Below are 24264 nucleotides of genomic sequence, written 5' to 3' on the forward strand. Positions count from 1 at the left end.
CGCGCGATCGCGACCCGCTGACGCTGCCCGCCCGAGAGCGCCGCCGCCCGCCGCCGCCGGCGCACTGGCGCCCGCCGCCGTCGCCGCCCTGCCGTTCCGTCTGGACCTGCCGCAGGGCTTCAGCGTCGTCCGCGGCCGTCCCGGCCCCGATTTCGACGTCTATGCGATCAAGCGCGGCGAGCAGTCGTTCGTCATGGTCTATACGGGCCCTTCGTCCCAGTTCCCGATCTATACCGGAGAGACCGTGGAGGCCGGTGGACGGGCGTCGATCGTCGTCACCGAGGACGGCCAGCGCCACGCGAAGGAGCATCTGTTCCAGCGTCCGACGGCGCCGCGCGAGATCCACGTCTGGGTCGCGAGCGTGGAGGGCGCCGACGCGGCCCTGGCCGAACGAATCGCCCAGTCGGTCGATCCGCGCTGATTTAGGGTTCGGCGCCGTCGGACCAGACGGCCATCTCCGTCCCCGCCGGATCGCGGAAATGGAAGCGCCGCCCGCCGGGGAAGGCGAAGATCGAGCGCAGGATCACCCCGCCGGCGGCCTCGACCCGTTCCAGCATGGCCTCCAGATCCTGGGCGTAGAGGACGGGCAGGGGCGCCCGGGTGCGTTCGGCCGGGTCGGCGTCGAAGCCGCCGTCCAGACCCTCGTCGAAGGCGGCGTAGGTCGGTCCATAGTCCTGGAAGGTCCAGCCGAAGGCCTGGGCGTAGAAGGCCTTGGCCTGGTCGATGTCGCCGGCGGGCAGCTCCAGATAGTCGATCTTGCCGTCTTCACGCACGGTTGATGGTCCTTGGTCGGAGAAGTGTTGAAACAGGCTTGCATGCCGTGCGCATCCACGCAAACCTGCTAACGGTTCGCAATAGCAGATTAAGCCATGATCGTCCTGACCGCCGGTTCCGGCCGCCTGTGCGCCTTGATGGAGGCCGAGCTGCCGCCGACGCCGCTGTGTGCGAGCGGCGGCGGGAGCAAGGACAGTCATTCGTCGGACAGGAAACCCCCGCCGTCGGCTGAGCGCGTCGCCGGGTGTCAGCGATCACCGCCGGACGAGTGAGCGCCGCCTGACCCGGTGTCCGCGCCCGCACCGATCAGCGGACGCCTCACCAGTTGAACATGGCGCCGTCGCGCAGGCGGTTCACGGGCAGATAGGCGCGCCGGTAGGGATGCTGGGCCGCCAGGGCCTCGTCGATATCCACGCCCAGACCGGCCGCCTCGCCGGGATGCAGCATGCCGTCTCTAAAGCCGTAGGCGTGGGGGAAGACGGCGTCGGTCTCGTCGGTGTGGCGCATGTATTCCTGGATGCCGAAGTTCGGGATCGACAGGCCGAAATGCAGGGCGGCGGCCATGGTCACGGGAGACAGGTCCGTGGCGCCGTGGCAGCCGGTGCGCACCTGATGCAGATCGGCCAGCAGGGCGATGCGCCGCAGGTGGGTGATGCCGCCAGCATGGACGACCGTGGCCCGGACATAGTCGATCAGCCCCTCCTCGATCAGGGTCTTGCACGACCAGATGGAGGAGAAGATCTCACCCACGGCCAGGGGCGTCGTCGTGTGCTGGCGGATGGTCCGGAACGCCTCCTGGTTTTCCGCCGGGGTCGCGTCCTCGAGCCAGAAGGGCCGATAGGGTTCGAGATCGCGGCCGAGACGGCCGGCCTCGATCGGCGTCAGGCGATGATGCACGTCGTGCAGAAGTTCGATGTCCCAGCCCAGGGCCTCGCGGGCGGCGGCGAACAACTGCGGCACCGTGCGCATGTATTCGGGCGTCGACCACTGGTTCTCGACCGGCAGACCGCCCTGAGCGGGTTCGTAGAACAGTTTGTCGGAAGACACGCCGTAGGTGCTGGGCAGGCCGGGCACGCCGCATTGAAGTCTGATCGCGCGATAGCCCATGGCGCGATACTTCAGCGCCTCCTGGATCGTCTCCTCGATCGTGTCGCCGTTGGCGTGGCCATAGACGGTGACGCCGTCGCGACAGGCGCCGCCGAGCAACTGATAGAGGGGCATGCCAGCCATCTTGGCCTTGATGTCCCACAGGGCCACATCGACCGCCGCGATGGCGGTCATGCCGACCGGACCGCCGCGCCAGTAGGCGCCGCGATAGAGATACTGCCAGGTGTCCTCGATCCTGTGCGCATCGCGGCCGATCAGGAGGGGGACGACGTGGTCCTGGAGATAGGAGACGACGGCCATCTCGCGCCCGTTCAGGGTCGCGTCGCCCAGGCCCCAGGTCCCGTCGGCCGTAGTGATCTTCAGCGTCGCAAAGTTGCGGCCGGGACAGGTCACGATCACGCGCGCATCCACAATTGGATTGGCCATGGTCCAGGGCAGGGGGGACGCCGCGGCGTTTCGGGATCGGTCAGTCATGGGCACGGCCTTCACTAGTCTCGGCAGGGTGGCGACTGGACTGGCCAGTGCACGGAAATAATCCTAGATTTTCGGCATGACCACTCAGACCGCCGACACGCGCAAACTCTATCAACAGGTCGCCGGCGCCGTATCGGCGGCGATCACGGCGGGTCGATACCCGGTTGGGACGCGCCTCCCGTCGGAGCGGGATCTGGCGGAGGAGTTCGGGGTCAGTCGTCCGACGGTGCGCGAGGCGATGATCGCGCTCGAAATCCGGGGACTGGTCGAGGCCCGGCATGGATCGGGCATCTATGTCATGGAGGGGGCCGAGGCCGGCGGGCCCCCGCTGGATCTCGACATCGGCGCCTTCGAACTGACCGAGGCGCGTCGCCTGTTCGAGGGCGAGGCCTGCGCCCTGGCCGCCACGGTCATCACCGACGAGGAGCTGGCCGAGCTGGAGGTCATTCTGGGCGACATGGTCGGCGAGAACAGTCTGGCGACGTCTATCGGCGAACAGGCGGACCGACGGTTCCACCTCACCATCGCCCGGGCCACGCGGAATACGGCGATCGCCATGGTGGTCGAGACCCTGTGGGACATTCGCTATCGCTCGCCCCTGTGCGCGGCCATGCTGGCGCGCGCTCGCGAGGTGGGGGTGCGGCCTTTGATCGAGGACCATCGCGAAATCCTGGACGCCCTGTCGCGACGCGACCCGAAGGCGGCGCGCGACGTCATGCGCGCTCACCTCGGGCGGGTGATCGACGGGCTTCTGACCGCGACCGAGATGGACGCTCTGGATCGCGCGCGGACCGACGCCGAAGCCCGTCGTCAGGACATCGCCCGCCGCACCGCCGTGTGAGCGATCCATGCCGTCCGGACCCTGTTCAGGGCGCATAGGGCGGCAGTCGCAGGTTGATGTCGGCCGTGCGGTTGCGGGCTCGATAGAGTTCCGCCTTGCGCGCCAGTTCGGGGTCCGACCAGGCCCAGGCACCGCGGAGCAGGACCTCATACAGACCGCCGGTCTCGTCGGGATTGAGCTCGGGGAAGGGCCATTCGCGCTCGCGACCGGCCCAGTCGTCCAGAAAGTCCACCGCCTTGGCCAGAGACCGGCCGTCCGGTGTCCGGTAGCCCCAGACATCGACCCCGACGCACTGGCCGAGCTGGGCGACATCCATGGCCGCAATCAGGGTCCAGGTCGAGTAGTGGAGCGAGCGGGTGCGCGCCAACTCCTGGGGCATACGGCCGTCGGGGTCGATCTGGGGCGCGAGCCGGCGTTGGCCGAAGGAGCCGACCACGGCGCGGGCCGCGTCATCCATGCCGGCGTAGAGGGCGAAGTGGCTCAGCAGCATGTCGTAATAGACGCCGTGGTTGTTTCGGGCGGCCCGTTCGGCGCGGCCGTTCGGGCTGGTCGCCATCCATTCGACCAAGGCGGCGAACCAGTCCCGCAGGGCCTTCTTGTCGAGCTCGGTCAGAGCGGGCGAGGGGTCCAGCAGACCCAGGCCCTCGACGACGCGGACCAGACGGTGGGCGTCGATCACGCCCTCCGCCCGGCCGGCCTCGCGGCCCGGCACGGCCTGCGCGTAATCGAGGTTGGGGTTCATGCGGGTTTCCGGCGCGAGGAACCAGGCGCGCACCAGCTCGGCGGCCTTGGCGGCGTATCGCTCGTCGTCGGTGAGATAGTAGGCGAGGGAGAGCGCCTGAACGTCCCGGCTCATGGCCTCCATGTCTGTGGCGTCGAAGGCGTTGGTGGCGCGCTCTGGATTCACCTGCCCATCGCGCCGCACATAGGGCAGGCCGTCCGGGCGGTCCGGGTCCGGCCACCAGTAGGGGCCGATGCTCATGTAGTCGTGGGGGTCGCCGCTGGCCGGCAGGCGCGTCTTGTCCACCACGGTGTAGGGGGCCGGTCGAGCGAGGGCGGCGTCGGCGCGGCGCAGGACAGCCGCCCGGGCGGGTTTCAAAGCCTCATCCGTCGCGGATCTCGCCTTGATCGCGGTCATATGGTCCGGCCGCAGCAGGAAGGTCCGCCGTCCGCCGAAGGCCTCGGCATAGCCGAGTGCGCCGTCACAGATCGGGCCCTGGGCCGGGGCGGGGGTGAGGACGGGCGTGGGGTTGGCGGACGGCGCTTGGGCCAGCACGCTCGACCCCGTCGCGCCGATCAGCAGAGCCGCCGCAGCCATCCGAACCAACCCGGCGACGCTCTGGCCGGGCCGGCCGCCCGGGCGGGCGGGCGAGGGGCCTCGCAACATGACGCACTCCTGTGGTCGGACGACAAAAGACAGGTTAGGTTAGGCCAGAACCAAGGCGCATGACAATATTGGTAAGGCCAAAAAGAATGACGGTCGACGGTGGGATGACGAGAATGCGCAAGGGCTGGGCGGCGATGGCGGCCGCCGCCGGTCTGGCTTTGCTCGCCGGTTGCGCGACGGGAACCGCCGGACCCCGCCAGGCCGATGTCGTCGTGCAGCGACAGGAAGCGATCGCCACGGCGTCGCGCGTGGCGGACTGGCAGCTCAACCACCTGCAGACATTCGACTATGTCCGCACCTTCCAGCCCCAGACGGCCGATCCGCGCAACTGGATCCAGGCGACTCTCTATGCCGGCCTGGCGGACTTCGCCGACGCGACCGGGGATGTGCGGTACGTCGAGGCGATCGAGCGTCACGGCGCCGCCGAGAACTGGGGGTTCCAGGATCGGCCTCGTCACGCCGACGCCGACGCGATCGGCCACGCCTGGATCTGGAGCGCGCGGCGTCACGAGGGTGAAGAGCGGGCCCGGCGACTGGCGCCGATCATCGCCCGGTTCGAGGCCGTTCTGACGTCGCCGAGCAACGTCGATCTGTTGTTCTCCGAGCGTCCCGGCGAGGCTCCGTGTCAGGTCCGATGGTGCTGGAGCGACGCGGTCTTCATGGCGCCTCCGGTCTGGACGGCCCTGTCGCAGGCGACCGGGGATCCCCGCTATGCGGCCCACGCCAAGCGGGAGCTGGACGCGACGGTGGCGACCCTGTTCGATCGCGACGAGGCCCTGTTCTATCGCGACAGCCGCTTCTTCGACCGGCGTGATGCGGCAGGGCGCAAGGTCTTCTGGAGCCGGGGAAACGGCTGGGCGCTCGCGGGTCTGGCCAAGATGATCCAGACTCTTCCGGAAAGCGATCCGGATCGCCGGCGCTACGAGGCGCTGTTCCAGACGATGTCGGAACGGATCGTCGGCCTGCAGGGCGAAGCGGGCTATTGGCCCGTATCTCTTCTGGACCCGTCGGGGCCGCCGGAGACGAGCGGCACGGCCTTCTTCGTCTTCAGTCTGGCCTGGGGGCTGAATAGCGGCCTGCTGAAGGGCGGACGGTTCGAGGCGGCGGCGGAGCGCGGCTGGGCCGCCCTTGACCGGGCCGTGCAGCCGGATGGGCGGCTGGGCTGGGTTCAGCAGGTCGGCTTTGCGCCCGATCAGGTGCGCGCCGACGACACGCAGCTCTATGGCGTCGGCGCCTATCTGATGGCGGCCTCTCAAATGGCCGTGCGAAAAGATTGGTAAAGCCAGTTGATAATGTGGTCTGTCCTGCATAGGATTGAGGTTCTCCCCCTCTCGGAAGCGGCGTGCGCGTCGCTTCCGACTTTTTCGGGACCCTCCATGATCCGGGCTGCACTGATAACGGGCGTCGCGAGCCTCGCCCTCCCCGGGTGCGCCGTCGCCCAGCCTTCGATCCGGGGCGAGGTCTATTCGGACCCTCCGCCGATGAACCGCACGGTCGAGACGCGGATTTCGCCCCAGGTCGGCGCCCTGCTGACAGACCTGCAGGCGCAGGGGCGGGCCTATCGGCTTGAAGGCGTCGACGTCTTTTCGGCGAACGATCGCTTCCTGCCGGGCAAGATCGCCGCCGGGATGGCGCATGCCCTGGTGCAAACACCCCGGGACTCAGCGGAGTTTCCGGCGCGTCTCGAGGGATTTCGCAGGCTGGCGCTGCTGACCCGTGACGACGTCAATGAGACCTGGGGCCTGTATTACTACGCCTCGGCCCTGAATGATCTGAAGTCCGCCGGCCTGCTAGAGGAGGCGGTGGATCCGGAGACCCTGACGCGGTTGCGGACGGCTCTGGACTGGCGCCGGTTCGTGCGGGAAGACGACCTGACCCTGATCGACCTGCCGAACAACTACTATGGCGTGGCCTTCAGCATCGCCCGGCTTCGCTACCTTCTGGGTTGGGAAGACGCCTCGGCCAGCGAGGCCCTGCTGGCCAGGACGCTGGATCACTTCCGCCAGTATTCCGGCGAATACGGCTTTGCCGACGAGACCGATGGCCAAGGTCGGTTCGATCGCTATTCCGTTCTTCTGATCGGCGAGATCGCCCAGCGTTTCATCGAGACCGGTATCGAGCCCCCCCCCGAAGTGCGGACCTGGCTGCGCAAGTCCGTCGATCTCATGCTGCCCCGGCTGAATCCGAGGGGCGAGGGGTTCGAATACGGCCGCAGCATCGGGGCCTATGGCGAGACGGCCTTTCTGGAGGTCCTGACGGCCGCCGCCTCCCTGGACGTGCTGACGCCTGAAGAGACGCGCATGGCCTACGCCTTCTCCTCGCGGGTGGCGGCGCGCTATGCCGATTTCTGGATCGACCCCCGCACGGGTTCGGTGAACCTGTGGGACGACGGGCGGGGAACGGACGCCTATCGCGGCAAGCACCGCATCCTGGGCGAGAACCTCAGTCTGGCGCGCCAGATCTTCTACACCAACGCCATCTGGAGCCGGCTCGGTTTCGAGGACCAGAAGCCGGATCCCGGTTTCGACACCTGGTTGGACACCTTGCCGAGATCCACGACCACCTGGTTCTCGCGCGGCCGGTATGATCGCCTGCTGGTGACCTATCGGGACGAGGGCCGGGTCATCGGCCTGCCTCTGGTCAACGGGGGCGCCGGCCAGCACATGAACACGCCCTATTTCCCCATCCCGTTCTCGCCGGGCGTCCTGGCCGGGTCGCCGGACCAGACCTATCCGCAGCTTCTCCCGCGATTGACCCTGGACGACGGGGCCGTGCTGATGCCTCTGGCCTTCTTCGAGAACGCTGAAGTCACGACCGAAGGGACGCGGACCGTCGTCACCTATCGCCAGTCAGCCGCCGACCGGATGGGCGGCGCATCGCCGGTCGCGGACGACCGCGTCGGCTTCGAAACCCGCTACGTCCTCGAGCCTGGACGGATCACGCGCACCGACAAGGTGATCCCGAAACCCGGCGTCAGGATCGCCAGAACCGAGATGACCTTCGCTTCCTTCTCCAGCGCTCCGACCCTGTCGGAAACGACGGCGGAGTACGCCGAGGGCGAGGTGGCGCGGTTCACCTGGCAGGGGTTGAGGTGCCGGGCCGTCGCGCCCGATCCCGCGATCCACTTCACGCCGGTGGGCGCCCACCGGTCCGTTCTCGACTGCGGCGCTGAAACGCCTGGGAGCGGAGCGTTCACGCTGGAATGGCGGATGGAGTTCCGCTGACCGCGGCCGGGCGTCCGGTCGCCTGTTCAACGCCGAATGTCTGAAACGACGACGACCGGGACGGAGAACATCCGGCCCGGTCGCATGGTCTTGCCGCGCAACGCCGGCAGGGAAGGGCTGTGAAGCCAGACAGGCCGACGCCTCTCGGCGCCGGCCGTCCCAGGTCAGAACCGCTTGGACAGGCTGACCGAATAGGTGCGGCCGTCATAGTCGGCCACGCGGTTGAAGGCCTCGACGCCCTCGTATTCCTCACGGCGGGAATCGGTGATGTTGAACACCTCCATCCGGATTTCGACGCCACGCGAAGGGTTCCAGGCCGCGGTGAAGTCCAGTTGGCCGCGCGGCTTGACCCGGCTGGAGCTGCCCGAGAACGTCGACCCGCCCTCGAGCAGGATTTCCGAAGCGTAGTTGTAGGCTAGGCGGGCCTGCCAGACGTCGTCGTCGTAGTAGCCGATCAGGTTGAAGGTCTCGTCCGCGACCCCGAACAGCTTGGCGCCGTTCTCGCCTTCGGAGGTGACCTTGGTGGCGTTGAACACCATGCCGAGGTGGCGCCAGGGCCCGGACAGGAAGCTCAGGTCCTGCTGGACCTGGAACTCAAAGCCCTGAACCTTCAGCTCGTTCGGGTCATTGACCGTGCGGTTGATGACGATGCGCTGGTTGCCGGTCTCGACTGCCGCCCCCTGATTGATCCGGCAGAAGCCGGTCGAATCGACGAACAGGGGGCCGAAGGTCTGGCCCGCCGCCTCGAAATTCTGGCCGACGGGGCAGAAGTTGTTCTGGCGCAGGATGTTGTTGGTGATCGTCTTGTGGAAGTAGCCGAGGGCCACGACGCTGCCGGGACGGTTGTACCAGGACAGACCCAGGTCGAAAGCCTTTGAACTGCGCGGCTGGAGGTCGAAGGTGTCCAGGTCGATGCGTACGGAGCTCAGGGTCTCGCCCTGGTCGGGGTCCACGTTTTCGAGAACACGCGTCGGCGCGGGCGAGAACTCCACCAGATCGAAGGCCTCGAAAGTCTCATAGTATGAGGCGCGGCCAACCAGCTTGGGTGAGAGGTCGAAGATCAGGTTCACCGACGGCAACAGGGCGTCGAAACTGCCCCCGGCCGGTTCGGCGGGCGTGAAATAGCCGGGCCGGAAGTCCGCCTGGGTGAAACCGAGGGCGGTATAGAACTTGAGCGCCTGATCCTCGATCAGGCCCTCCAGATCGACCTTGACGTAGCGCAGACCCAGGTTGCCTCGGACGGGAAGTGCGGCGCCGACCGTCGAGAAGTCGAACTTGGTCATGGCGAAGAGTTCGAGATTGTCGCGCGTGGCCTCGAAGTTCTGTCCCGCGACCCGGTTGAGCGGGAAGCGCTGGATCATGCCCGACAGCTCGTTGCGGGGCGCCAGCTCCAGGATGCGGGCGTAGGTGATCCGCGAGCGCGCCGCCGGGGTCAGCTCCGGGAAGAAGGCCGCCAGCTGGGCCGCCGTCGGCGCGAAGCTGACATTGGTCGGAATGGTGGTCAGGACCGGGAAGATCAGGCTTTCGACGAGGCGGTAGTCGATCGACCAGAACTGGTCGAGCTCCGCGCCCGGCGCCCCGGAGCCGAAGAAGTCGCCGCCGCTGGTCACGGCCGTGTTCAGCCGGAAGATCTCATTGTTGAGATTGTTCAGCTGCAGACCCAGGTTCGCGTTCTCCTGATAGATCTGGTCGGCTGTTTCGCGGGCGTAGTAGCCGCCGAAATGGACGCTGGTGAACGGGCCGAAGTCGAGATCGCGCGAGGCCTTCAGGTCGAGGGCGTAAAGGTCGCGGGCGACGCGGTGATTGGCGCCGCTGGCAGTGAAGACGATGTTCTCCGGCCTGATGCCATTGCGCGCCTGGGTGCCGTTACCGGCGCTGACGGCATAGGGACCGACGGACGTCAGCAGACGGGCCGGGACGGAGAGGTCGAACAGGTAGTTGCTATAGTTCCCCAGACCGGTGTCGAGGATGGCGTTCACCCCGTTGCTGAGGTCGTCGATGCCGTCGCCGTTGGCGTCGGCCCGGCCGGTCGTCGGCTGGATGCGGTGCTCGTAGAGGAACTCGTCGCGCGTCCCCAGGGCCTCCGAATAGGTCCCGACGGCGTCGATGTTCCAGCCGCCGAGCTGGATATTGGCCTGGGGATAGAAGGCGAAGCTCTGGTCGATCGAGGGCATGCCGCGGCTGCCGATCGGCAGTTGCACGTCGCTGGCCTGGACGCGATTGACGACATAGACGTTCTCGACCGTGCCGTCGGATCCCCGGTCGAACCGGCCGGCCAGAACGGGGGACACCAGCGGGTTCACGATGCCGTTGGTGTCAGACAGGAAGGCGGTCAGGATGTCGAGGTTCGCCTCGTTCAGGTCGCGCCGCGTACCGATGGCGTCCAGCCTCAGGTTGAGGCTGTCGTTGACGCGCCATTGCAGGCCGGCGGCGCCGGACACGCGATAGCCGTCGGAGGTGCGGGAATACTGGCGAACCTCGGACGGATAGACGACCTGGTTGGCCACGCCGTCGGTGGTCGCGGGAATGGCGAAGGCCGGGTTTGTGGCCGCCAGCTGCGCCAGCCGCGCGCTGCTGTAGGCCGTGTAGGCGTTGATGCGGATGGTGTCGCGACGGAAGTTCTGACGCGAGTAGGACAGGGTGCCGTAGACGCCGAAATCCGGCGTGAGCTTCTTCGACCCGGTCATGAAGTAGGCCGGGTTGAATTCCTGCGTCGTCTCCTCGTACTGGCTTTCGACGCGCACCACGGCGCTGTCCGGGCGGGACAGGGCGGGGCGGATACGAAGGTCCACGATCGAACCCAGGCCCCCGGCCGGCATTTCCGCCGAGAAGGACTTGATGACGTCCGCCCCGCCGAAGATGGCCGCGTCATAGACGCCGAACGGATTGCCAGAGCCGCGCGTGCCCAGGGTCGGCGCCGCCACGCTCTGACCCATGACGGTGGTCCGGGTATATTCGCTGGGCAGGCCGCGCACGCTGATGCTGGCGTCGCGGCGGTCGTCGGAGCGGTTGATCTGGACGCCCGGGATGCGCTGGAGCGCCTCGCCCAGGTTCAGGTCGGGGGTGCTGCCGATGTCGTCGGCCGAGATGCCGTCTAGGATGACGTCGGACTTGCGGCGAATCTCAAGCGCGTTGTTGAGGGAACTGCGAATGCCCTGGACGACGACTTCCTCGACCTGATCCACCGCAGCGTCGGGGTCTGTGGCCGGCGCCGACGACGGCGTGGTCTGAGCCCAGGCGGGGGCGACGGCCAGCGAGGCCGCAATCATGACGGCGCAGGCTGCCGAAGATGTCAGACAGGCGGCTTTGTGGCGAACGCGTCCGCGAAAGGATCGGCTCATGGTGTCTTCCTCCCTGGGCGATTGTTTTTTTGCCCCTGACTGGTCTTTGGCGATCAAGAAACCGGTGTCAATCAAAAATTGGTCTTACCTCTATGACGAACCGGTCAAGTCATATGGGTGTTGCCTTTTGACACCGGTGTCTTGATCGGCTTAGCTGCGGTATAGCCTCGCGGTGGACGGGGTCGTAAGAATTGGCCATGCCGGTCTGGAGGGGACAATGTCGAGTACCGTGACTTTCCGCGTCTTGCTGGCTTTTGGTTTGGCCAGTCTGGCTTCATTCGCCTCCGCCTCGCCCCTGCAGACGGCGCCCGCGACGCCGAACCTCCTCACGTTTGATCCCCTGTTTTCCGATCATATGGTGATCCAGCGGGGACGGCCGGCGCCGGTCCGCGGCCAGGGCGCTCCAGGCGCGGGCGTTCTGGTAAGCCTGTTGGGCGCAGAGGCCCGGGCTGTCGTCGGTCCGGATGGCCGGTGGGCGGCGACCTTGCCGCCCGTCTCAAGCGGCATCGGGGATCTCATCGTCACCCAGACCGACGGGTCCAGGATCACCGCCGTCGATGTGGCGGCGGGCGACGTTTTTCTGTGCTCGGGTCAGTCGAACATGGACCTGGCCGTCAGCGATACGGCCTATCCGCGCCGCACTGCCGAGGAGGGCGCGGGCGTCGCCGTCCGCCTCCTTAAGATCAGGCGAACCAGCCGTCCCGAGCCTGCGGAAAGGCTTGATCCTGAACTGGCCTGGGCGCCGGCCGGACCGGCCAGTCTGCCGACCTTCTCGGCGGCGTGCTGGCACATGGGCCGGACGCTGGCGGAGGCCGGCGATGGAGCGCCGATCGGCCTGATACAGGCGTCGTGGGGCGGATCGTCGATTGAGGACTGGATGGCGCCTGCCGTCCTGGGCACGCTCTCACGTCATTCAGAAGGCATGCGGCGCCTTGTGGACTACGCCCGTGATCCCGTGGCGGCGGCGGCCGCTCTGGCCTCAGCCACCCAGGTCTGGGCTGAGGGGATCGACGCCGGAGCGGTCGCGCAGGGCGATGAAGGCTTCGACGACTCCGCCTGGCCGACGATGCGTTTGCCGGGAAGCTGGGAGCGCTCTGGGGTTGAGGGGCTGGAGAGCTTCGACGGCTTGATGTGGTTCCGGCGGGACGTCGAACTCACACCTGATCAGGCAGGAAGAGACGCGGTCCTCAGTCTCGGCCGGATCGACGAACGGGACCAGGTCTGGGTCAACGGCAAGCTCGTCGGGGCCTCGCAGACCGCGGCGGAGATGCGGCGGTATGCCGTGCCGACCGGGCTGCTGAAGCCGGGGCGCAATATCGTGGCCATAAGGGTGATCGATGAGCGCGGGGCCGGCGGAATGATGAGCCGGGGGCCGGACTTCGCGCTTCAGTTCGCCGGCGCCCCGGAAATGAGCCTGGCCGGCGATTGGAGATACAGGCCCGGCCCGGCCCGGCAGTCCTGGGCGACCCCGCCGCCGCCCGTGCCCTGGTCCGCTCCGCGAGGGCTGAGCACGATGTGGAACGGCATGATCGCGCCCCTCCAGGGTTTTCCAATCAAGGGGGTGGCCTGGTATCAGGGTGAGACCAATACGGTCGAGGCCGAGTCCTATGGCGAGTTGCTGACGCTATGGGCGACATCCTGGCGGGCCTTCTTCGGCGACCCCGACCTGCCCCTGGTCGTAGCCCAACTGCCCGGATACGGGCCGCGCACCGCCGTCCCCACCGACGGAGACTGGGCCAGGCTCCGGGAGGTCCAGCGTCTGACGGCGGCGGCGGACCCGCACATGGGACTGGCGGTTCTGATCGACCAGGGCGTAGCCCACGACATCCATCCCGCGCACAAGGAGAAGGTCGGCGAGCGGCTCGCGCTGGAGATGCAGCGTCTGGCCTACGGCCGATCTGTCGTCCGCGCGCCGTCCCCCGTCGAGGCGCACCGTTCCTCCGACGGCATCAGAGTGACGTTTGACCTGACAGCTCCGGCCTTGACCGTTTTCGGTTCGCACGATGCGGCGGCTTTCGAACTGTGCGACGCCGCCCGGCGATGCCGCTTCGTTCCAGCGCGGGTCGAGGGGAAAACGGTCGTGCTGCCGTCCGACGCCAATGCCCGGGAGGTCCGCTACGCCTGGCAGGGATCCCCGCCGGTCAATCTCTATGGAGACGAGGGGCTGCCCGCGACGCCGTTCGCGATGCGGATATCGGACTGAGGCGCGGCCTGTGGCGACATGCAATGCGTCGAGGCGTCTTGCCCGCGCCGATGGTACGTCCTCTCGGGCTCGAACCGAGGACCCTCTGATTAAAAGTCAGATGCTCTAACCAACTGAGCTAAGGACGCGCCGTCGGGCGACCGCCTTCTGTTGCATCGGGCCGGGCGGGTCAAGCCCCTGTCGCGGGCTGCTGGAAAATGCTGGAGCGAAATCTGAGCCGAGTTGGACCGCGTCCAACGCGACCGATTTCGCTCTGAATGTCAGGCGACGGCGATTTGGTCCTCGCGGGGCCGTGACGCCACCAGGTCCGTCAGGGTGCGGACCAGCAGGATGGGGTCGATCGGCTTGGTCAGGAAGGCCTCGGCCCCGACCTCGGCCCAGGCGGCGCGGTGCACGTCCATGGCGTTGGCGGTCAGGGCCGCGAGGGGCGTTGTCCGGTTGGCGCCGGCGGCGCGGATGCGGCGCGACGCCTCCAGCCCGTCCATCACCGGCATCTGCATGTCCATGAGGATGGCGTCGAAGGGTTGGGTCGCCGCCGCCTCGACCGCCTCCAGACCATTCTCGGCGAAGGTCAGGCGGCATCCCTGCGGCTCCAGCAACAGGGCCAGGATCCGGCGGTTGACCGGATGGTCGTCGGCCACCAGCAGGCGACGGCCGGTCAGGCCGTCTTCCGCCTCGGTCGCGGCGCGGGCGGCCGGGGCAGGGACGGCCTGAATCACCTGAACCGGCATGACCAGGGTGAAGGTCGAGCCGACGCCCTCGGTGCTTTCGACCGTCAGCGACCCGCCCATCAGTTCGGCCAGGCGGCGACTGATCGCCAGGCCCAGGCCGGTGCCGCCGTAGCGCCGGGTGGTGCCCGCCTCGGCCTGTTCAAAGCTGTTGAAGATATGGGTCAGCCGTTCGGCCGGAATGCCGCAGCCGGTGTCCCGGACGCGGAAGACCGCCGTGGCGTCGTCCTCGCGCCAGTCGACGCTGACGACGATCTCGCCCTCGGCGGTGAACTTCACGGCGTTGGACATCAGGTTGAAGAGGATCTGCTGCATCCGCAGGGCGTCGGTCGAGATCCATAGCGGCGCGTCCGTCGCTACCTCGGTGCGCAGGCGCAGACCTGCGGCCGCCGCACGCGGTCGCCAGAGACGTTCCAGGCCGCCGATCTTGTCGCGCAGGTTCATCGGCGCCGATTCCAGCTCCATCTTGCCGGCCTCGATCTTGGAGAAGTCGAGCACGTCGTTGAGGACGCCCATCAGCATGTCCCCGGCGTCCAGGAGCATGGACACATGTTCGCGTTGTTCGCCGTCCAGCCGGGTGCGGCGCAACAGGTTGGCGGCCGAGATGACCGCGTTCATCGGGGTGCGGATTTCGTGGCTGACGACGGCCAGGAAGTCGGACTTGGCCGCGCTGGCGATCTCGGCCTTGCGGCGTTCGTCGCCCGCCGTGCGGTTGGCGTTGCGCAGGATTTTGGTCGTCTGCGAACTCTGCCGGACGGCCACGACGAGATGGGTCATGTAGAGCATGCAGCCGACGGACACGAGCAGCAGTGACGGATCACGCTGAAGCACGGCCGTCAGCACCGGCAGGCCCAGGAAGCTGATCGTGTGCGGGGCTACGGCGGAGAGGAGCAGGGCGCGCGACTGGTGCATGTGCAGGCTGACATGAAGCAGGCCGCCCGCGTTCAGGATCATGGCGAAGACCTGGCCGGTGACGCCGCCCTCGAACCAGACATAGGCGCCCATCGCGGCGTAGACGGCCACGGTCAGGGCCGTGGTCGTGCAGCAGGCGGCCTTGAGCGCGGTCGAGGGTTCATCATTCGGATGCAGGCGCAGCGGACGACAGACCACCCAGTCCAGCGCCTGGGTCAGGCAGACGGCGGCGAACCAGACCATTGGCCAGACCGAAGGGGCGAAAACGAAGGCCACCACTCCGATGAAGGCGGCGAGACCCAGCCGGCTTCCGAGCTCCCGCAGACGGATCTGGGCGACGATGGCGTAGTTGTTGGCGGTCATAGGCCGGCTGTTCCCCACGCGGCATCCTAGGCGCGAATCGCGAAGATTCTCTTTCCGAGACCGATGATCGTTCAAGCCCGGGGGTGACCGGCGGCGTGCGTGGCGGTATGGAACGCAAACAGACGGAACGCGTTCACGACGGGTTCGGGGAGTATCTGAAATGAAACGATTGATTCTGGCCGCGGCCCTGGCCTCGACCGCCCTTCTGGCGGGTTGCGAGGATCCGGCGCCGGCCGAGGTGGAAACCGCCCAGCCCCCGGTCGAAGCCGTGCCCGTCGAGAGCCCGCCGCCGGTCGCAGAACCCGAAAAGGCCGAGACGCCGCCCGCAGACCCCTCCGCCCTTCCGCCGGATGCGCGCTCGTCCGAGGAAACCGTCAAGCCCGAGAGTGAAACCCTCTTCTATTGATCGAGGACACATCGTCGCCACTGGCGCATGATGTGAGCGCGTCGCCGGCGGTGGGGAGCCGGACGATGAGTTGGATGAAGGATCCGGTTTGACCTCAGGGCGTCCGCAACGACCCGACTTGTTCGGGATGTCGGTTCCGACGCGGCGCGCGGCGGTGGCTGTTGGCCCAGTGACGGCGGCCGGCGTGGTGGCGGCCTGTGTCCTGATCGCCCTGGCCGCCCCGGCGCATGCCGATCCCAAGGCGCAGATTCGCGGCGAGGTGTCCGGCGAGCTGCGCGCCCAGCTGCAACTGGCCGTCGGAGAGGTGGATGACGCCCCCGCCAACCGGTTCGAGGCCCGGCGGCGCGCCCGGTCCGCCGTGGAGGCCGCCACGGCCCTGTTGCGGTCCGAAGGTTTCTATCAGCCAACGGTCGAGGACGTGGTCGAGGGCGAGGAAAACCCGTCCGCCATCATCGATGTCATTCCGGGGCCGCGCTTCCTGCTGGTCGAACCCGCCATCCAGTGGATCGCCCCCGAGCCGGCGGCCGAGGCTGCGACGGCCGTGCGCGGCGAGATCGGGCTTAAGGCGGGCGACCCCGGCCGGGCCGTGGACGTCATCGCCGCCGAGGGGCGGATTATCGCGGGCCTGACCCGGCGAGGCTATGCCGACGCCGCCGCCCAGCCGCGCCGCGTGGTGGTGGATCATGCCGCCTACACCGTGGCTCCGACCTATCGCATCGCCTCGGGGCGGCTGGTCACCCTGGACGGCGTCCGGGTCGAGACGGCGGGCCCGACCAATCCCGACTGGGTCGCGGGTCTGGCACCCTGGGAAGAGGGCGATGTCTTCGATCCGGAAAAGGTCGCCGAGCTGGAGCGCCGCCTGACCGAGACCGGCATCTATGACAGCGTGGGCGTGGCCCTGGCCCCCGCCGACCAGACCCTGGCGGACGGCAATCGGCCCGTGATCGTCACCCTGGCGGATCGGTCAAGGCGCCTGCTTGAGGTCGGCGCCAGCTGGTCCACGGCCGAGGGGGCCGGGGTGGACGCCATCTGGACCTGGCGCAACCGTTTCGGCCGCGCCGACACCCTGGCCTTCCAGGCGCGACTGGCCAATATCGACAGCCGGATCGGCGCCGACCTGTCCCTGCCGCACTGGCGCAAGCCGGGGCGGACGCTGAAGCTGTCGGCCGCGGTCGTGAACGAGGACACCGACGCCTACCTGCGCACCGCCTTCGCTGCGGCGGCCGACCTGCAGCAGCGCATCGGCCGGACCTCCTACTACAGCTATGGCCTGGGCTTCGACGCGGGACGGTACTCCTACACCCGGTTCGATCCGGTCACCCAGACGCCGCTCGTGTTTGACCGCGACCTGGCCATCGTGACCGGGCGGGCCGGGGCCTATCTGGACCGGTCGGACGATCCCCTCGATCCGCGCAAGGGCTATCGCCTGACCCTGAACGTCCAGCCGACGGCGGTGACGGGCGAGGACACCATCCTGTTCCTCCGCACCGAGGCCCAGGCCACGACCTATATCCCGCTCCAGGACGGCGGACGGACCCTGTTCGCGGGCCGCCTGCGGCTGGGCAGCATCGTGGGCGGCGACGAGCTGAGCGTGCCGTCGGACCGGCTGTTTTATTCCGGCGGCGGCGGGTCGGTGAGGGGCTATGAATACCAGGCGGTGTCGCCGCGCCTGCCCGACGGGACGCCGCGCGGCGGCCTGTCCCTGTTCGAGACCTCGCTGGAGATCCGCCGCGACATCGGCAAGAGCTTCGGAGCGGTGGTCTTCGTCGATGCGGGGGCGGTGGGCTTCCAGGAGACGCCGAACCTGAACAACACGCGCTATTCGGCCGGTGCGGGCGTGCGCTACAAACTGCCGTTCGGGCCGGTGCGGGCCGACATCGCCGTGCCGTTGGACAAGCGTGACGGCGACGCCGCCTTCCAGATCTACATCAGCATAGGCCAGGCGTTTTGACCGACGACCTGACCCCCGACACCGCGCCAGACGAGGCGCCCGAGACGCCCGCCCCCGAAACGCCGGCGAAGGCCGAGAAGCGTCGTCGCACGCGGCTGCAATGGGTCATGTTCATCGCCGGGATCGTGGTCGCGGCGGTGGTGGCCCTGGCGGTGATCGGGGTGGTCGGCGGGCGGATGTATCTGCTGACCGGATCGGGACGGGGGCTGGTCGAGAGCTTCATCCAGGGCAAGAAGATCAGCCGTTACGGCCGGATCAATGTCGAGGGCCTGAGCGGCGACCTGTTCGACGACTTCACCCTGCGCCGGGTGACGATCACGGACCGCAAGGGCGTCTGGCTGGAGGCGCGCAACGTCAGGGTGGACTGGTCCTATCTGCCCCTGCTGGGCCGACGCTTCCAGGCCGACACGATCAGCGCCGAGGTCATTCAACTCGTGCGCCGGCCCGAGATCGATCCGCCGGACGGGCGGCCGCCCAGTCCCCAGCCGATCGGCGTGGACATCGACCGGTTTTCGGCGCGCGTCGAACTGCTGGAGGGCTTCTCGAAGGAATACGGCCGCTGGAACCTGACCGGCGACGCCCATATCCCGCGCATCGGAAACAAGACCGCGACGGTGGACGCCCGCAGCCTGAACCGGCCGGGCGACTTCCTGAAGCTGGCGGCGACCTTCGGCGGCAAGATGGACGATCTGCGTCTGGACCTGCGCGCCAACGAGGCCCAGGGCGGCCCTCTGGCCGGGGCCATGGGCTATTCGCCGGACCAGCCCTTCTCGGCCGTCGCCCTGGTGAACGGCGAGGTCATCAACGCCGTGGTCCGCACCGGCGACTTCACGCCTCTGTCGGTCCAGGGCCATTATGGCGAGGCGGGCGCGCGTGTGTCGGGCTATGCCGACTTCAGCGGCTCGGACCTGTTCCAGCCCTTCGTGGACCGGATCGGCCGCACGGCCCGCTTCGGCTTCGCCGCCGTGCCGGACCGGCGTGACGGCTATCAGGGCGTGGCCTGGCGGCTGTTCGCCGACAATGTCGAGACCCATGCGGTCGGCATACTCAAGATGTCCGATCGGTCCGCGCCCGACGGCATCCGCATCGAGCTGGCGACCGCCAATCTGACGCGGCTGGCGGGTACGACCATCGGCGGGCCCGCAAGCTGGACCGGGGTCTTCACCGGCGCCCCCGACGACTTCGCCCTGAAGGGTCAGGCCAGCCTGTTGAACGCCTCCCTGGCCTCCTATCAGGCGACGCGCCTCTCCGGCCCGCTGAACGCGGCCTACAAGGGCGGGCGGCTGACGCTGGACAGCGACATTCGCGGGGTCGGCGGGCGCAGCGAAGGCATCGTCGGCGCCCTGCTGGGCGCGACGCCCCACGTTCGGCTTCAGGCGGCGCGGGAGAAGGACGGCGCCATCGTGCTGAGCAAGATTGACGCCAGGGGGCAGGCGCTGACCCTGACCGGCTCGGGTGGGCGCAATCTGCTGGGCGGGCTGTCGTTCCGGGGGCAGGGGCGGATCACCGACGTCGGCCGCATCCAGCCGGGGGCGCGCGGCGCCTTCGGTGGACCGATCACGGCCTCCTCGGCCCGGTCGGGCGCGCCTTGGAAAATCACGTTCGACGGGCGGGGTCAGGGTCTGACCACCGGCATGGCCGAAATCGACCGGCTGCTGGGCCAGACGCCGCGCCTTCAGGCCGAGGGCCTGCTGAACGGCGGACGGGTCGAGATCAATCGCGGCGACCTGACCGGCGCGGCCGGGCGCGCCTCGGCCAAGGGACTGATCGAGGGCGACGGTCGCCTGAGGCTGGCGCTGGACTGGAACGCGCGCGGCCCGTTCGGCGTCGGCCCAGTCGCCATCGACGGCGCCATGACCGGGAACGGCGCCCTGACCGGCACCCTGGCCCAGCCGCGCGCCGATCTGATCGCCGCCTTCGACAAGGTGGCGGCCGGTCCCCTGACCCTGACCAACGCCAATCTGGTGCTGAGCTTCAGGAAGGGCGCCGACGCCTCGGACGGCCGGATCGTGCTGAATAGCGGGTCCAACTACGGCCCGGCGACGGCCTCGGGGAACTTCTATCTCGGCGGGCCGGCCATCCGTCTGACCGACGTCGATCTGGACGCCGGCGGGATCAAGGCCCAGGGGGCGGTCGCCCTGTCGGACAAGATCCCCTCCAGCGCCGACCTGACCTTCAGCGCCCGGCCCGGCGCCTTCATCGCCTCGGGCAGCGCCGAGGGGCGGGTGCGACTGACCGAGGGCGACGGCCCTGAGACGGCCTTCGTGGACGTCACGGCCCGCAACCTGCGTCTCACAGGCCAGACCTGGGTGATGCGCAGCCTGGATATCGACGGGCGCGGAACCCTGTCGCGCCTGCCCATGACCCTGGCCGTCGATGTCGGCGGCGCCAATCCGGTCCAGTTCAACGGCCAGGCCGTCTATACTCGCACCGGCGAGAACCACGGCCTGACCCTGGCCGGCGGCGGACGGGTGCGCGAGGTCGCCTTCACCACCCGCAACCCCGCGGTTCTGGCTCTGGCCGGAGACGGCAAGGTGGCGCGCGTGGATCTGACGGTCGGCGGCGGCGTCCTGACCGGCGAGCTGAAACAGGATGCGCGGGGCGCGACGATCGACGCCAATCTGACCGCCGTGGAGCTGGGCTCGATCGCGCCGGACCTGCGCGGTCAGGTGACGGGCCGGGTGGCGCTGAGAGGGCAGGGAGATTCCCTGACCGGCACCGCCAATGTCGCCATGAGCCAGGTCCGCAGCATCGACGCCCCGCGCGGTCTGGCCGTGGACGGGACGGTCAATGCGACGCTCGACGGCTCGACCCTGCGGATAGAGGCCAACGCCAATGACGATGACCAGGTGCGGGCCTCGGTCGATGTGGCCCTGCCGGTCGAGGCCTCGGCCGCGCCGCTGCGGCTGGCCATCGCCCGGACGCGGAACATGTCGGGTCAGGTCTCGATCCAGGGCCAGATCCAGCCGAGCTGGGACCTGTTCCTGGGCGGCGAACGGTCGCTGTCCGGTCAGGTGGACGGGCAGGCGACCTTGGGCGGCTCTTTGGCCGAGCCGCGCATCAACGGCGCCCTGACGGTCAAGGACGGCGCCTTCCGCGACAACGCCACAGGCCTGCGGCTCAACGCCCTGAATCTGGCCAGCCGGTTCGACGGCACAACGGCCCAGATCGAGAGCTTCACCGCCAATGACGGCTCCGGCGGCACGGTGACCGGCGACGGCCGCATCGGCCTGCGCGAGGGGTCGGCCTCGAACTTCGAGCTGGCACTGCGGCGGTTCCGCATCATCGACAACGACATCGCCGAGGCGCGCGCCTCCGGTCCGGTGACGGTCGTGCGTGGGACCGACGGCAATATCCAACTCACCGGCCGGATCGACGTGGATGAGGCCCGGATCGAGGCCAATCCGCCGGGCTCGAACGGCGTAGTCCGCATGGATGTGATCGAGATCAACAAGCCGGGCGGCGACATTCCCGAAGAGGAACAGACGCGATCGCGCGGGCCCCAGTTCGGGCTGAACATCCAGCTGCGCTCGCCGGGCGGCGACGTGCGCGTGGTCGGGCGCGGCCTGAATGTGGAGATGAGCGTCAACGCCCAGGTCACGGGCACCATCGCCCAGCCGATCCTGAGCGGGAACGCGCGGGTCGTGCGCGGCGATTACGAGTTCGCGGGCAAGCGGTTCGTCTTCGATCAGCGCGGCACGGTGGCCCTGTCGACCGATCCGAACCTGATCCGGCTGGACCTGACGGCGGTGCGCGAGGATCCGGCCCTGACGGCGACGATCAAGGTGACCGGGACGGCGGCCTCGCCCAAGATCGAACTGACCTCCAGCCCCTCCCTGCCGCAGGACGAGATCCTGTCCCAGGTGCTGTTCGGCCGGTCGGCGTCGCAGCTGTCGGGCTTCGAGGCGGCCCAACTGGCGGCCGGGGTCGCGGCCCTGGCTGGCGGCGGCGGTTTCGACGTGATCGGCAACCTGCGCGAGCTGGCGGGTCTGGACCGGCTGTCGTTCGGCGGCGAGGCCTCGGCCCTGACCGTGGCGGGCGGTCGCTACATCACCGACGACGTCTATCTGGAGATCATCGGCGGCGGCGAGAACGGCGCGGCGATCAATGTCGAATGGCAGGTGCGCCGCAACCTGGCGATCAGCTCCAAGTTCGGCGGGACGGGCGACGCCACCCTGTCGATCCGCTGGCGCCGGGCGTCGCGGCCCCCGGGCGCGCGCGGGCCGGACAACCGGCCGAACCGCAACCGGGAGTAGCTAGAGGACGTCCAGCACCCGCTCGACCGGTCGCCCGATCCGGGCGCCCTTCGGGGTCTCGACGATAGGGCGTTCGACCAGGATCGGCTCGGCGATCAGGGCGTCGAGAATGGTGGCATCGGTGGCGTTCGCGGCCAGCAGGGCCCTGGCCCCGTCTTCCTTGGCGCGCAGGAGGGCGCGCACGCCGCCGACCTGTCCGGCCAGCCGTTCCAGGGTCGCCCGATCCCAGCCGGTCTTCAGATACTCGACGACGACCGGCTCGACGCCTCGCTTCTGAAGCAGGGCCAGGGCATTTCGCGAGGTGCTGCAGCGGGGATTGTGAAACAGGGTGACGGTCATCGCTGACCCTTCAGGCGATGCAGGAGGATGGCCCCCTGCAAGGAGGCCGTGTAGATCACGGCCGTCACCGCCGTCACCGCAAGCCCGACCAGTTGCAGCCACAGGGGCATGCCGAGATCGTCGATCGCCGCGCCCGTCAGTCGCAGGCCCCCGCCGACGAAGACGCCGTAAAGGATGAAACCCAGCAGGATCAGCGGAATGGCGCGACCCATGCGCCGCCACTGGACCAGGGCGACCACGCCATAGAGGATCGCGCTGATGAGCACGGCCAGGCCCAGGGCGTAGGGCCAGAGGGTCTGCATCATGCCCTGCTGGACGGCGATCTCGGCCGGGCTGAGGCCCATGGCCGCATACTGTTCCGTCAGCATGGTTTCAAACAGCGGGGTGGACATCATCCAGGCCGTCTGGCCGATGCTGAGGATCAGCGAGAGACCCAGGCCGACCACCGTGGCCCGGGCCGATCTCTGCGCCTCGGCCATCGCCTCGGGACGGTGGAGGGGGTTCATCGCCCGCAGCCAGAGGGCCGCTACATTCGTCGTCATGATTCAATCCTGTGCGTCGCTCTCCCTAGACCGGGCCGAGGCCCGTTCACACCCCTCGGCTTCACCTTTGCGGGCGGCGCGGCTAGAAGTCCCAGCATGCGGATTCTTCCCGAGGACCAGGCCGTGCTCGACCATGTCGTGGCGCGCGGGCCTGCGTTGATCGCGCGGGCGGTGGACTGGTCGAACCTGAACTCGGGCAGCCGCAATACCCCGGGCCTGATGAGGGTGCTGGCGGCGCTGGAGGCCGAGGTGCGCCAGACCCTGCCGGGCGCGACGATGGAGCGGGTCACCACGGCCGATTCCGTCAGCGTCGGTGACGACGGCGCGACCCGGACCGAGACCTATGCGCCGGCCCTGCGGATTTCGATGCGACCCGAGGCGTCAGTTCAGGTCGTTCTGACCGGCCACTATGACACCGTCTATCCGACGGAGAGCGTCTTCCAGACCGTTCGCACCCGCGCCGACGGGGCGCTGAACGGGCCGGGCATCGCCGACATGAAGGGCGGGATCTCGGTCCTGCTCGCGGCGCTGGAAGCGTTCGAGACGCGGCCGGGTCGCGAGGCGGTCGGCTGGACGGTCCTGTTGAGCCCCGATGAGGAGATCGGTTCACCCGGATCGGCGCCCCTGCTGGCTGAACTGGGCGCGCGGGGTCACGTCGGCCTGACCTATGAGCCGGCCCTGCCGGACGGGACGCTGGCAGGGGCGCGGAAGGGCAGCGGCAACTTCCACCTGATCGTTACCGGCCGCGCCGCCCATGCAGGCCGCGCCTTCGACGACGGCCGCAACGCCGTCGCCGGCGCCGCCCTGATCGCCGCCGGCCTGCATGGGCTGAACGGTCAGCGGGACGGCGTCACCGTCAATGTGGCGAAGATCGCTGGGGGAGGGCCGCTGAACGTCGTGGCCGACAACGCGGTTGTGCGGTTCAACGTCCGGGTTCCCGACGCCGCCTCCGCCGACTGGATCACGGCCGAGATCGGGCGACTGGTCGAGACGCCGCCGTTCGAGGGGCTGAGCCTGTATCTGCACGGAGGCATGACCCGGGCGCCCAAGCCGATGGACGCGGCCCAGACCGCCCTGTTCGAGGCCGTGCGCGACGCCGGCGCCCTGCTGGGTCAGCCGATCGCCTGGAAGCCGTCGGGCGGGGTGTGCGAGGGCAACAACCTGCACGCGGCGGGCCTGCCCAATATCGACACCCTGGGGGTGCGCGGCGGCGACATCCATTCCGAGGCCGAGTTCGCCTGGCCTGAAAGCTTCGTCGAACGGGCGCAACTCTCGGCCCTGATCCTGTGCAAGCTGGCGACCGGCGAGATCGACGGGCCGGGTCTGAAGGCCCTGCGTATGGAGACTCTCCGATGAGATCTGAAGCCGTGCTCATTCCTCCCCCATTGGGGGAGGGGGACCGCAGCGCCCTTGCGC

The 24264-nt window shown here is 68.6% G+C and carries 17 protein-coding genes and 1 tRNA gene; 10 read left to right on the forward strand and 8 right to left on the reverse strand.

Translation table 11 applies throughout. From position 1 onward, the window contains the following. Positions 1-421: hypothetical protein (locus ACT6QK_RS10320; protein ID WP_444597745.1), on the forward strand; the 421-nt coding region annotated here is incomplete at its 5' end. Between the two features lies 1 nt (position 422). Here ACT6QK_RS10320 and ACT6QK_RS10325 read toward each other — a convergent pair. Then, complete coding sequence (locus tag ACT6QK_RS10325) at positions 423-773, reverse strand: VOC family protein (protein ID WP_444597746.1); 351 nt, start codon at positions 771-773, stop codon at positions 423-425. Positions 774-869: 96 nt separating this feature from the next. On the opposite strand from ACT6QK_RS10325, the gene ACT6QK_RS10330 reads away from it, so the two are divergent. Next, complete coding sequence (locus tag ACT6QK_RS10330) at positions 870-1046, forward strand: hypothetical protein (RefSeq protein ID WP_444597747.1); 177 nt, start codon at positions 870-872, stop codon at positions 1044-1046. Between the two features lie 46 nt (positions 1047-1092). Here the strand turns inward: ACT6QK_RS10330 and manD are convergent, their stop codons facing one another. Continuing rightward, on the reverse strand, positions 1093-2307 hold the full coding sequence (manD, locus tag ACT6QK_RS10335) for a D-mannonate dehydratase ManD (protein WP_444597761.1): 1215 nt from the start codon (positions 2305-2307) through the stop codon (positions 1093-1095). 124 nt (positions 2308-2431) lie between these two features. On the opposite strand from manD, the gene ACT6QK_RS10340 reads away from it, so the two are divergent. Continuing rightward, on the forward strand, positions 2432-3196 hold the full coding sequence (locus tag ACT6QK_RS10340) for a FadR/GntR family transcriptional regulator (protein WP_444597748.1): 765 nt from the start codon (positions 2432-2434) through the stop codon (positions 3194-3196). A 25-nt stretch (positions 3197-3221) separates the two neighbouring features. On the opposite strand, the gene ACT6QK_RS10345 is transcribed toward ACT6QK_RS10340, so the two are convergent. After that, positions 3222-4583, reverse strand: a complete 1362-nt coding sequence (locus tag ACT6QK_RS10345) for an alginate lyase family protein (protein ID WP_444597749.1) — start codon at positions 4581-4583, stop codon at positions 3222-3224. 113 nt (positions 4584-4696) lie between these two features. On the opposite strand from ACT6QK_RS10345, the gene ACT6QK_RS10350 reads away from it, so the two are divergent. Beyond that, positions 4697-5863, forward strand: a complete 1167-nt coding sequence (locus ACT6QK_RS10350; protein ID WP_444597750.1) for a glycoside hydrolase family 88/105 protein — start codon at positions 4697-4699, stop codon at positions 5861-5863. A 96-nt stretch (positions 5864-5959) separates the two neighbouring features. Next, the gene (locus ACT6QK_RS10355) at positions 5960-7807 is read left to right on the forward strand and encodes a hypothetical protein (protein ID WP_444597751.1); all 1848 of its coding nucleotides are present in this window, start codon (positions 5960-5962) and stop codon (positions 7805-7807) included. Between the two features lie 164 nt (positions 7808-7971). Here ACT6QK_RS10355 and ACT6QK_RS10360 read toward each other — a convergent pair whose 3' ends face one another. Next, positions 7972-11076 carry a TonB-dependent receptor gene (locus ACT6QK_RS10360; RefSeq protein WP_444597752.1) on the reverse strand — a complete coding sequence of 1035 codons (3105 nt, stop codon included), beginning with the start codon at positions 11074-11076 and terminating at the stop codon, positions 7972-7974. A gap of 289 nt (positions 11077-11365) precedes the next feature. On the opposite strand from ACT6QK_RS10360, the gene ACT6QK_RS10365 reads away from it, so the two are divergent. Then, positions 11366-13351: a sialate O-acetylesterase gene (locus ACT6QK_RS10365; protein ID WP_444597753.1), complete on the forward strand. Its 1986-nt coding sequence runs from the start codon at positions 11366-11368 to the stop codon at positions 13349-13351. 51 nt (positions 13352-13402) lie between these two features. On the opposite strand, the gene ACT6QK_RS10370 is transcribed toward ACT6QK_RS10365, so the two are convergent. Continuing rightward, positions 13403-13479, reverse strand: a tRNA-Lys gene (locus ACT6QK_RS10370). Positions 13480-13611: 132 nt separating this feature from the next. After that, positions 13612-15354, reverse strand: coding sequence for an ATP-binding protein (locus ACT6QK_RS10375; RefSeq protein WP_444597754.1), 1743 nt, complete (start codon positions 15352-15354; stop codon positions 13612-13614). Between the two features lie 160 nt (positions 15355-15514). On the opposite strand from ACT6QK_RS10375, the gene ACT6QK_RS10380 reads away from it, so the two are divergent. From ACT6QK_RS10380 to ACT6QK_RS10390, 3 genes are all read left to right on the forward strand, one after another. Next, positions 15515-15760, forward strand: a complete 246-nt coding sequence (locus tag ACT6QK_RS10380) for a hypothetical protein (protein WP_444597755.1) — start codon at positions 15515-15517, stop codon at positions 15758-15760. A 154-nt stretch (positions 15761-15914) separates the two neighbouring features. Further along, a complete protein-coding gene (locus ACT6QK_RS10385) occupies positions 15915-17711 on the forward strand; it encodes an autotransporter assembly complex protein TamA (protein WP_444597756.1) in 1797 nt (598 codons plus the stop codon). Beyond that, entirely contained in the window at positions 17708-21967 is a 4260-nt protein-coding gene (locus tag ACT6QK_RS10390) for a translocation/assembly module TamB domain-containing protein (RefSeq protein WP_444597757.1), read from the forward strand. Before ACT6QK_RS10385 ends, ACT6QK_RS10390 begins: the two co-directional genes overlap by 4 nt. On the opposite strand, the gene arsC is transcribed toward ACT6QK_RS10390, so the two are convergent. Then, positions 21968-22306 carry an arsenate reductase (glutaredoxin) gene (arsC, locus tag ACT6QK_RS10395; RefSeq protein WP_444597758.1) on the reverse strand — a complete coding sequence of 113 codons (339 nt, stop codon included), beginning with the start codon at positions 22304-22306 and terminating at the stop codon, positions 21968-21970. Beyond that, the gene (locus ACT6QK_RS10400; RefSeq protein WP_444597759.1) at positions 22303-22848 is read right to left on the reverse strand and encodes a hypothetical protein; all 546 of its coding nucleotides are present in this window, start codon (positions 22846-22848) and stop codon (positions 22303-22305) included. The genes arsC and ACT6QK_RS10400 overlap by 4 nt, the downstream gene beginning before the upstream one ends. Positions 22849-22944: 96 nt before the next feature. Here ACT6QK_RS10400 and ACT6QK_RS10405 point away from each other — a divergent pair, with 96 nt between their 5' ends. After that, positions 22945-24204, forward strand: coding sequence for a hydrolase (locus ACT6QK_RS10405; RefSeq protein WP_444597760.1), 1260 nt, complete (start codon positions 22945-22947; stop codon positions 24202-24204). Positions 24205-24264 lie beyond the last annotated feature (60 nt).

Origin of the sequence: Brevundimonas sp. (assembly GCF_052436175.1) — a bacterium.
GTDB lineage: Bacteria > Pseudomonadota > Alphaproteobacteria > Caulobacterales > Caulobacteraceae > Brevundimonas.

What these genes read in the sequence shown, in the direction of transcription:
- ACT6QK_RS10330 (WP_444597747.1), top strand. Translation starts at nt 870, where the DNA reads ATGATCGTCCTGACCGCCGGTTCCGGCCGCCTGTGCGCCTTGATGGAG.
- manD (WP_444597761.1), bottom strand. Translation starts at nt 2,307, where the DNA reads ATGGCCAATCCAATTGTGGATGCGCGCGTGATCGTGACCTGTCCCGGC.
- ACT6QK_RS10340 (WP_444597748.1), top strand. Translation starts at nt 2,432, where the DNA reads ATGACCACTCAGACCGCCGACACGCGCAAACTCTATCAACAGGTCGCC.
- ACT6QK_RS10345 (WP_444597749.1), bottom strand. Translation starts at nt 4,583, where the DNA reads ATGTTGCGAGGCCCCTCGCCCGCCCGCCCGGGCGGCCGGCCCGGCCAG.
- ACT6QK_RS10350 (WP_444597750.1), top strand. Translation starts at nt 4,697, where the DNA reads ATGCGCAAGGGCTGGGCGGCGATGGCGGCCGCCGCCGGTCTGGCTTTG.
- ACT6QK_RS10355 (WP_444597751.1), top strand. Translation starts at nt 5,960, where the DNA reads ATGATCCGGGCTGCACTGATAACGGGCGTCGCGAGCCTCGCCCTCCCC.
- ACT6QK_RS10360 (WP_444597752.1), bottom strand. Translation starts at nt 11,076, where the DNA reads ATGATTGCGGCCTCGCTGGCCGTCGCCCCCGCCTGGGCTCAGACCACG.
- ACT6QK_RS10365 (WP_444597753.1), top strand. Translation starts at nt 11,366, where the DNA reads ATGTCGAGTACCGTGACTTTCCGCGTCTTGCTGGCTTTTGGTTTGGCC.
- ACT6QK_RS10375 (WP_444597754.1), bottom strand. Translation starts at nt 15,354, where the DNA reads ATGACCGCCAACAACTACGCCATCGTCGCCCAGATCCGTCTGCGGGAG.
- ACT6QK_RS10380 (WP_444597755.1), top strand. Translation starts at nt 15,515, where the DNA reads ATGAAACGATTGATTCTGGCCGCGGCCCTGGCCTCGACCGCCCTTCTG.
- arsC (WP_444597758.1), bottom strand. Translation starts at nt 22,306, where the DNA reads ATGACCGTCACCCTGTTTCACAATCCCCGCTGCAGCACCTCGCGAAAT.
- ACT6QK_RS10400 (WP_444597759.1), bottom strand. Translation starts at nt 22,848, where the DNA reads ATGACGACGAATGTAGCGGCCCTCTGGCTGCGGGCGATGAACCCCCTC.
- ACT6QK_RS10405 (WP_444597760.1), top strand. Translation starts at nt 22,945, where the DNA reads ATGCGGATTCTTCCCGAGGACCAGGCCGTGCTCGACCATGTCGTGGCG.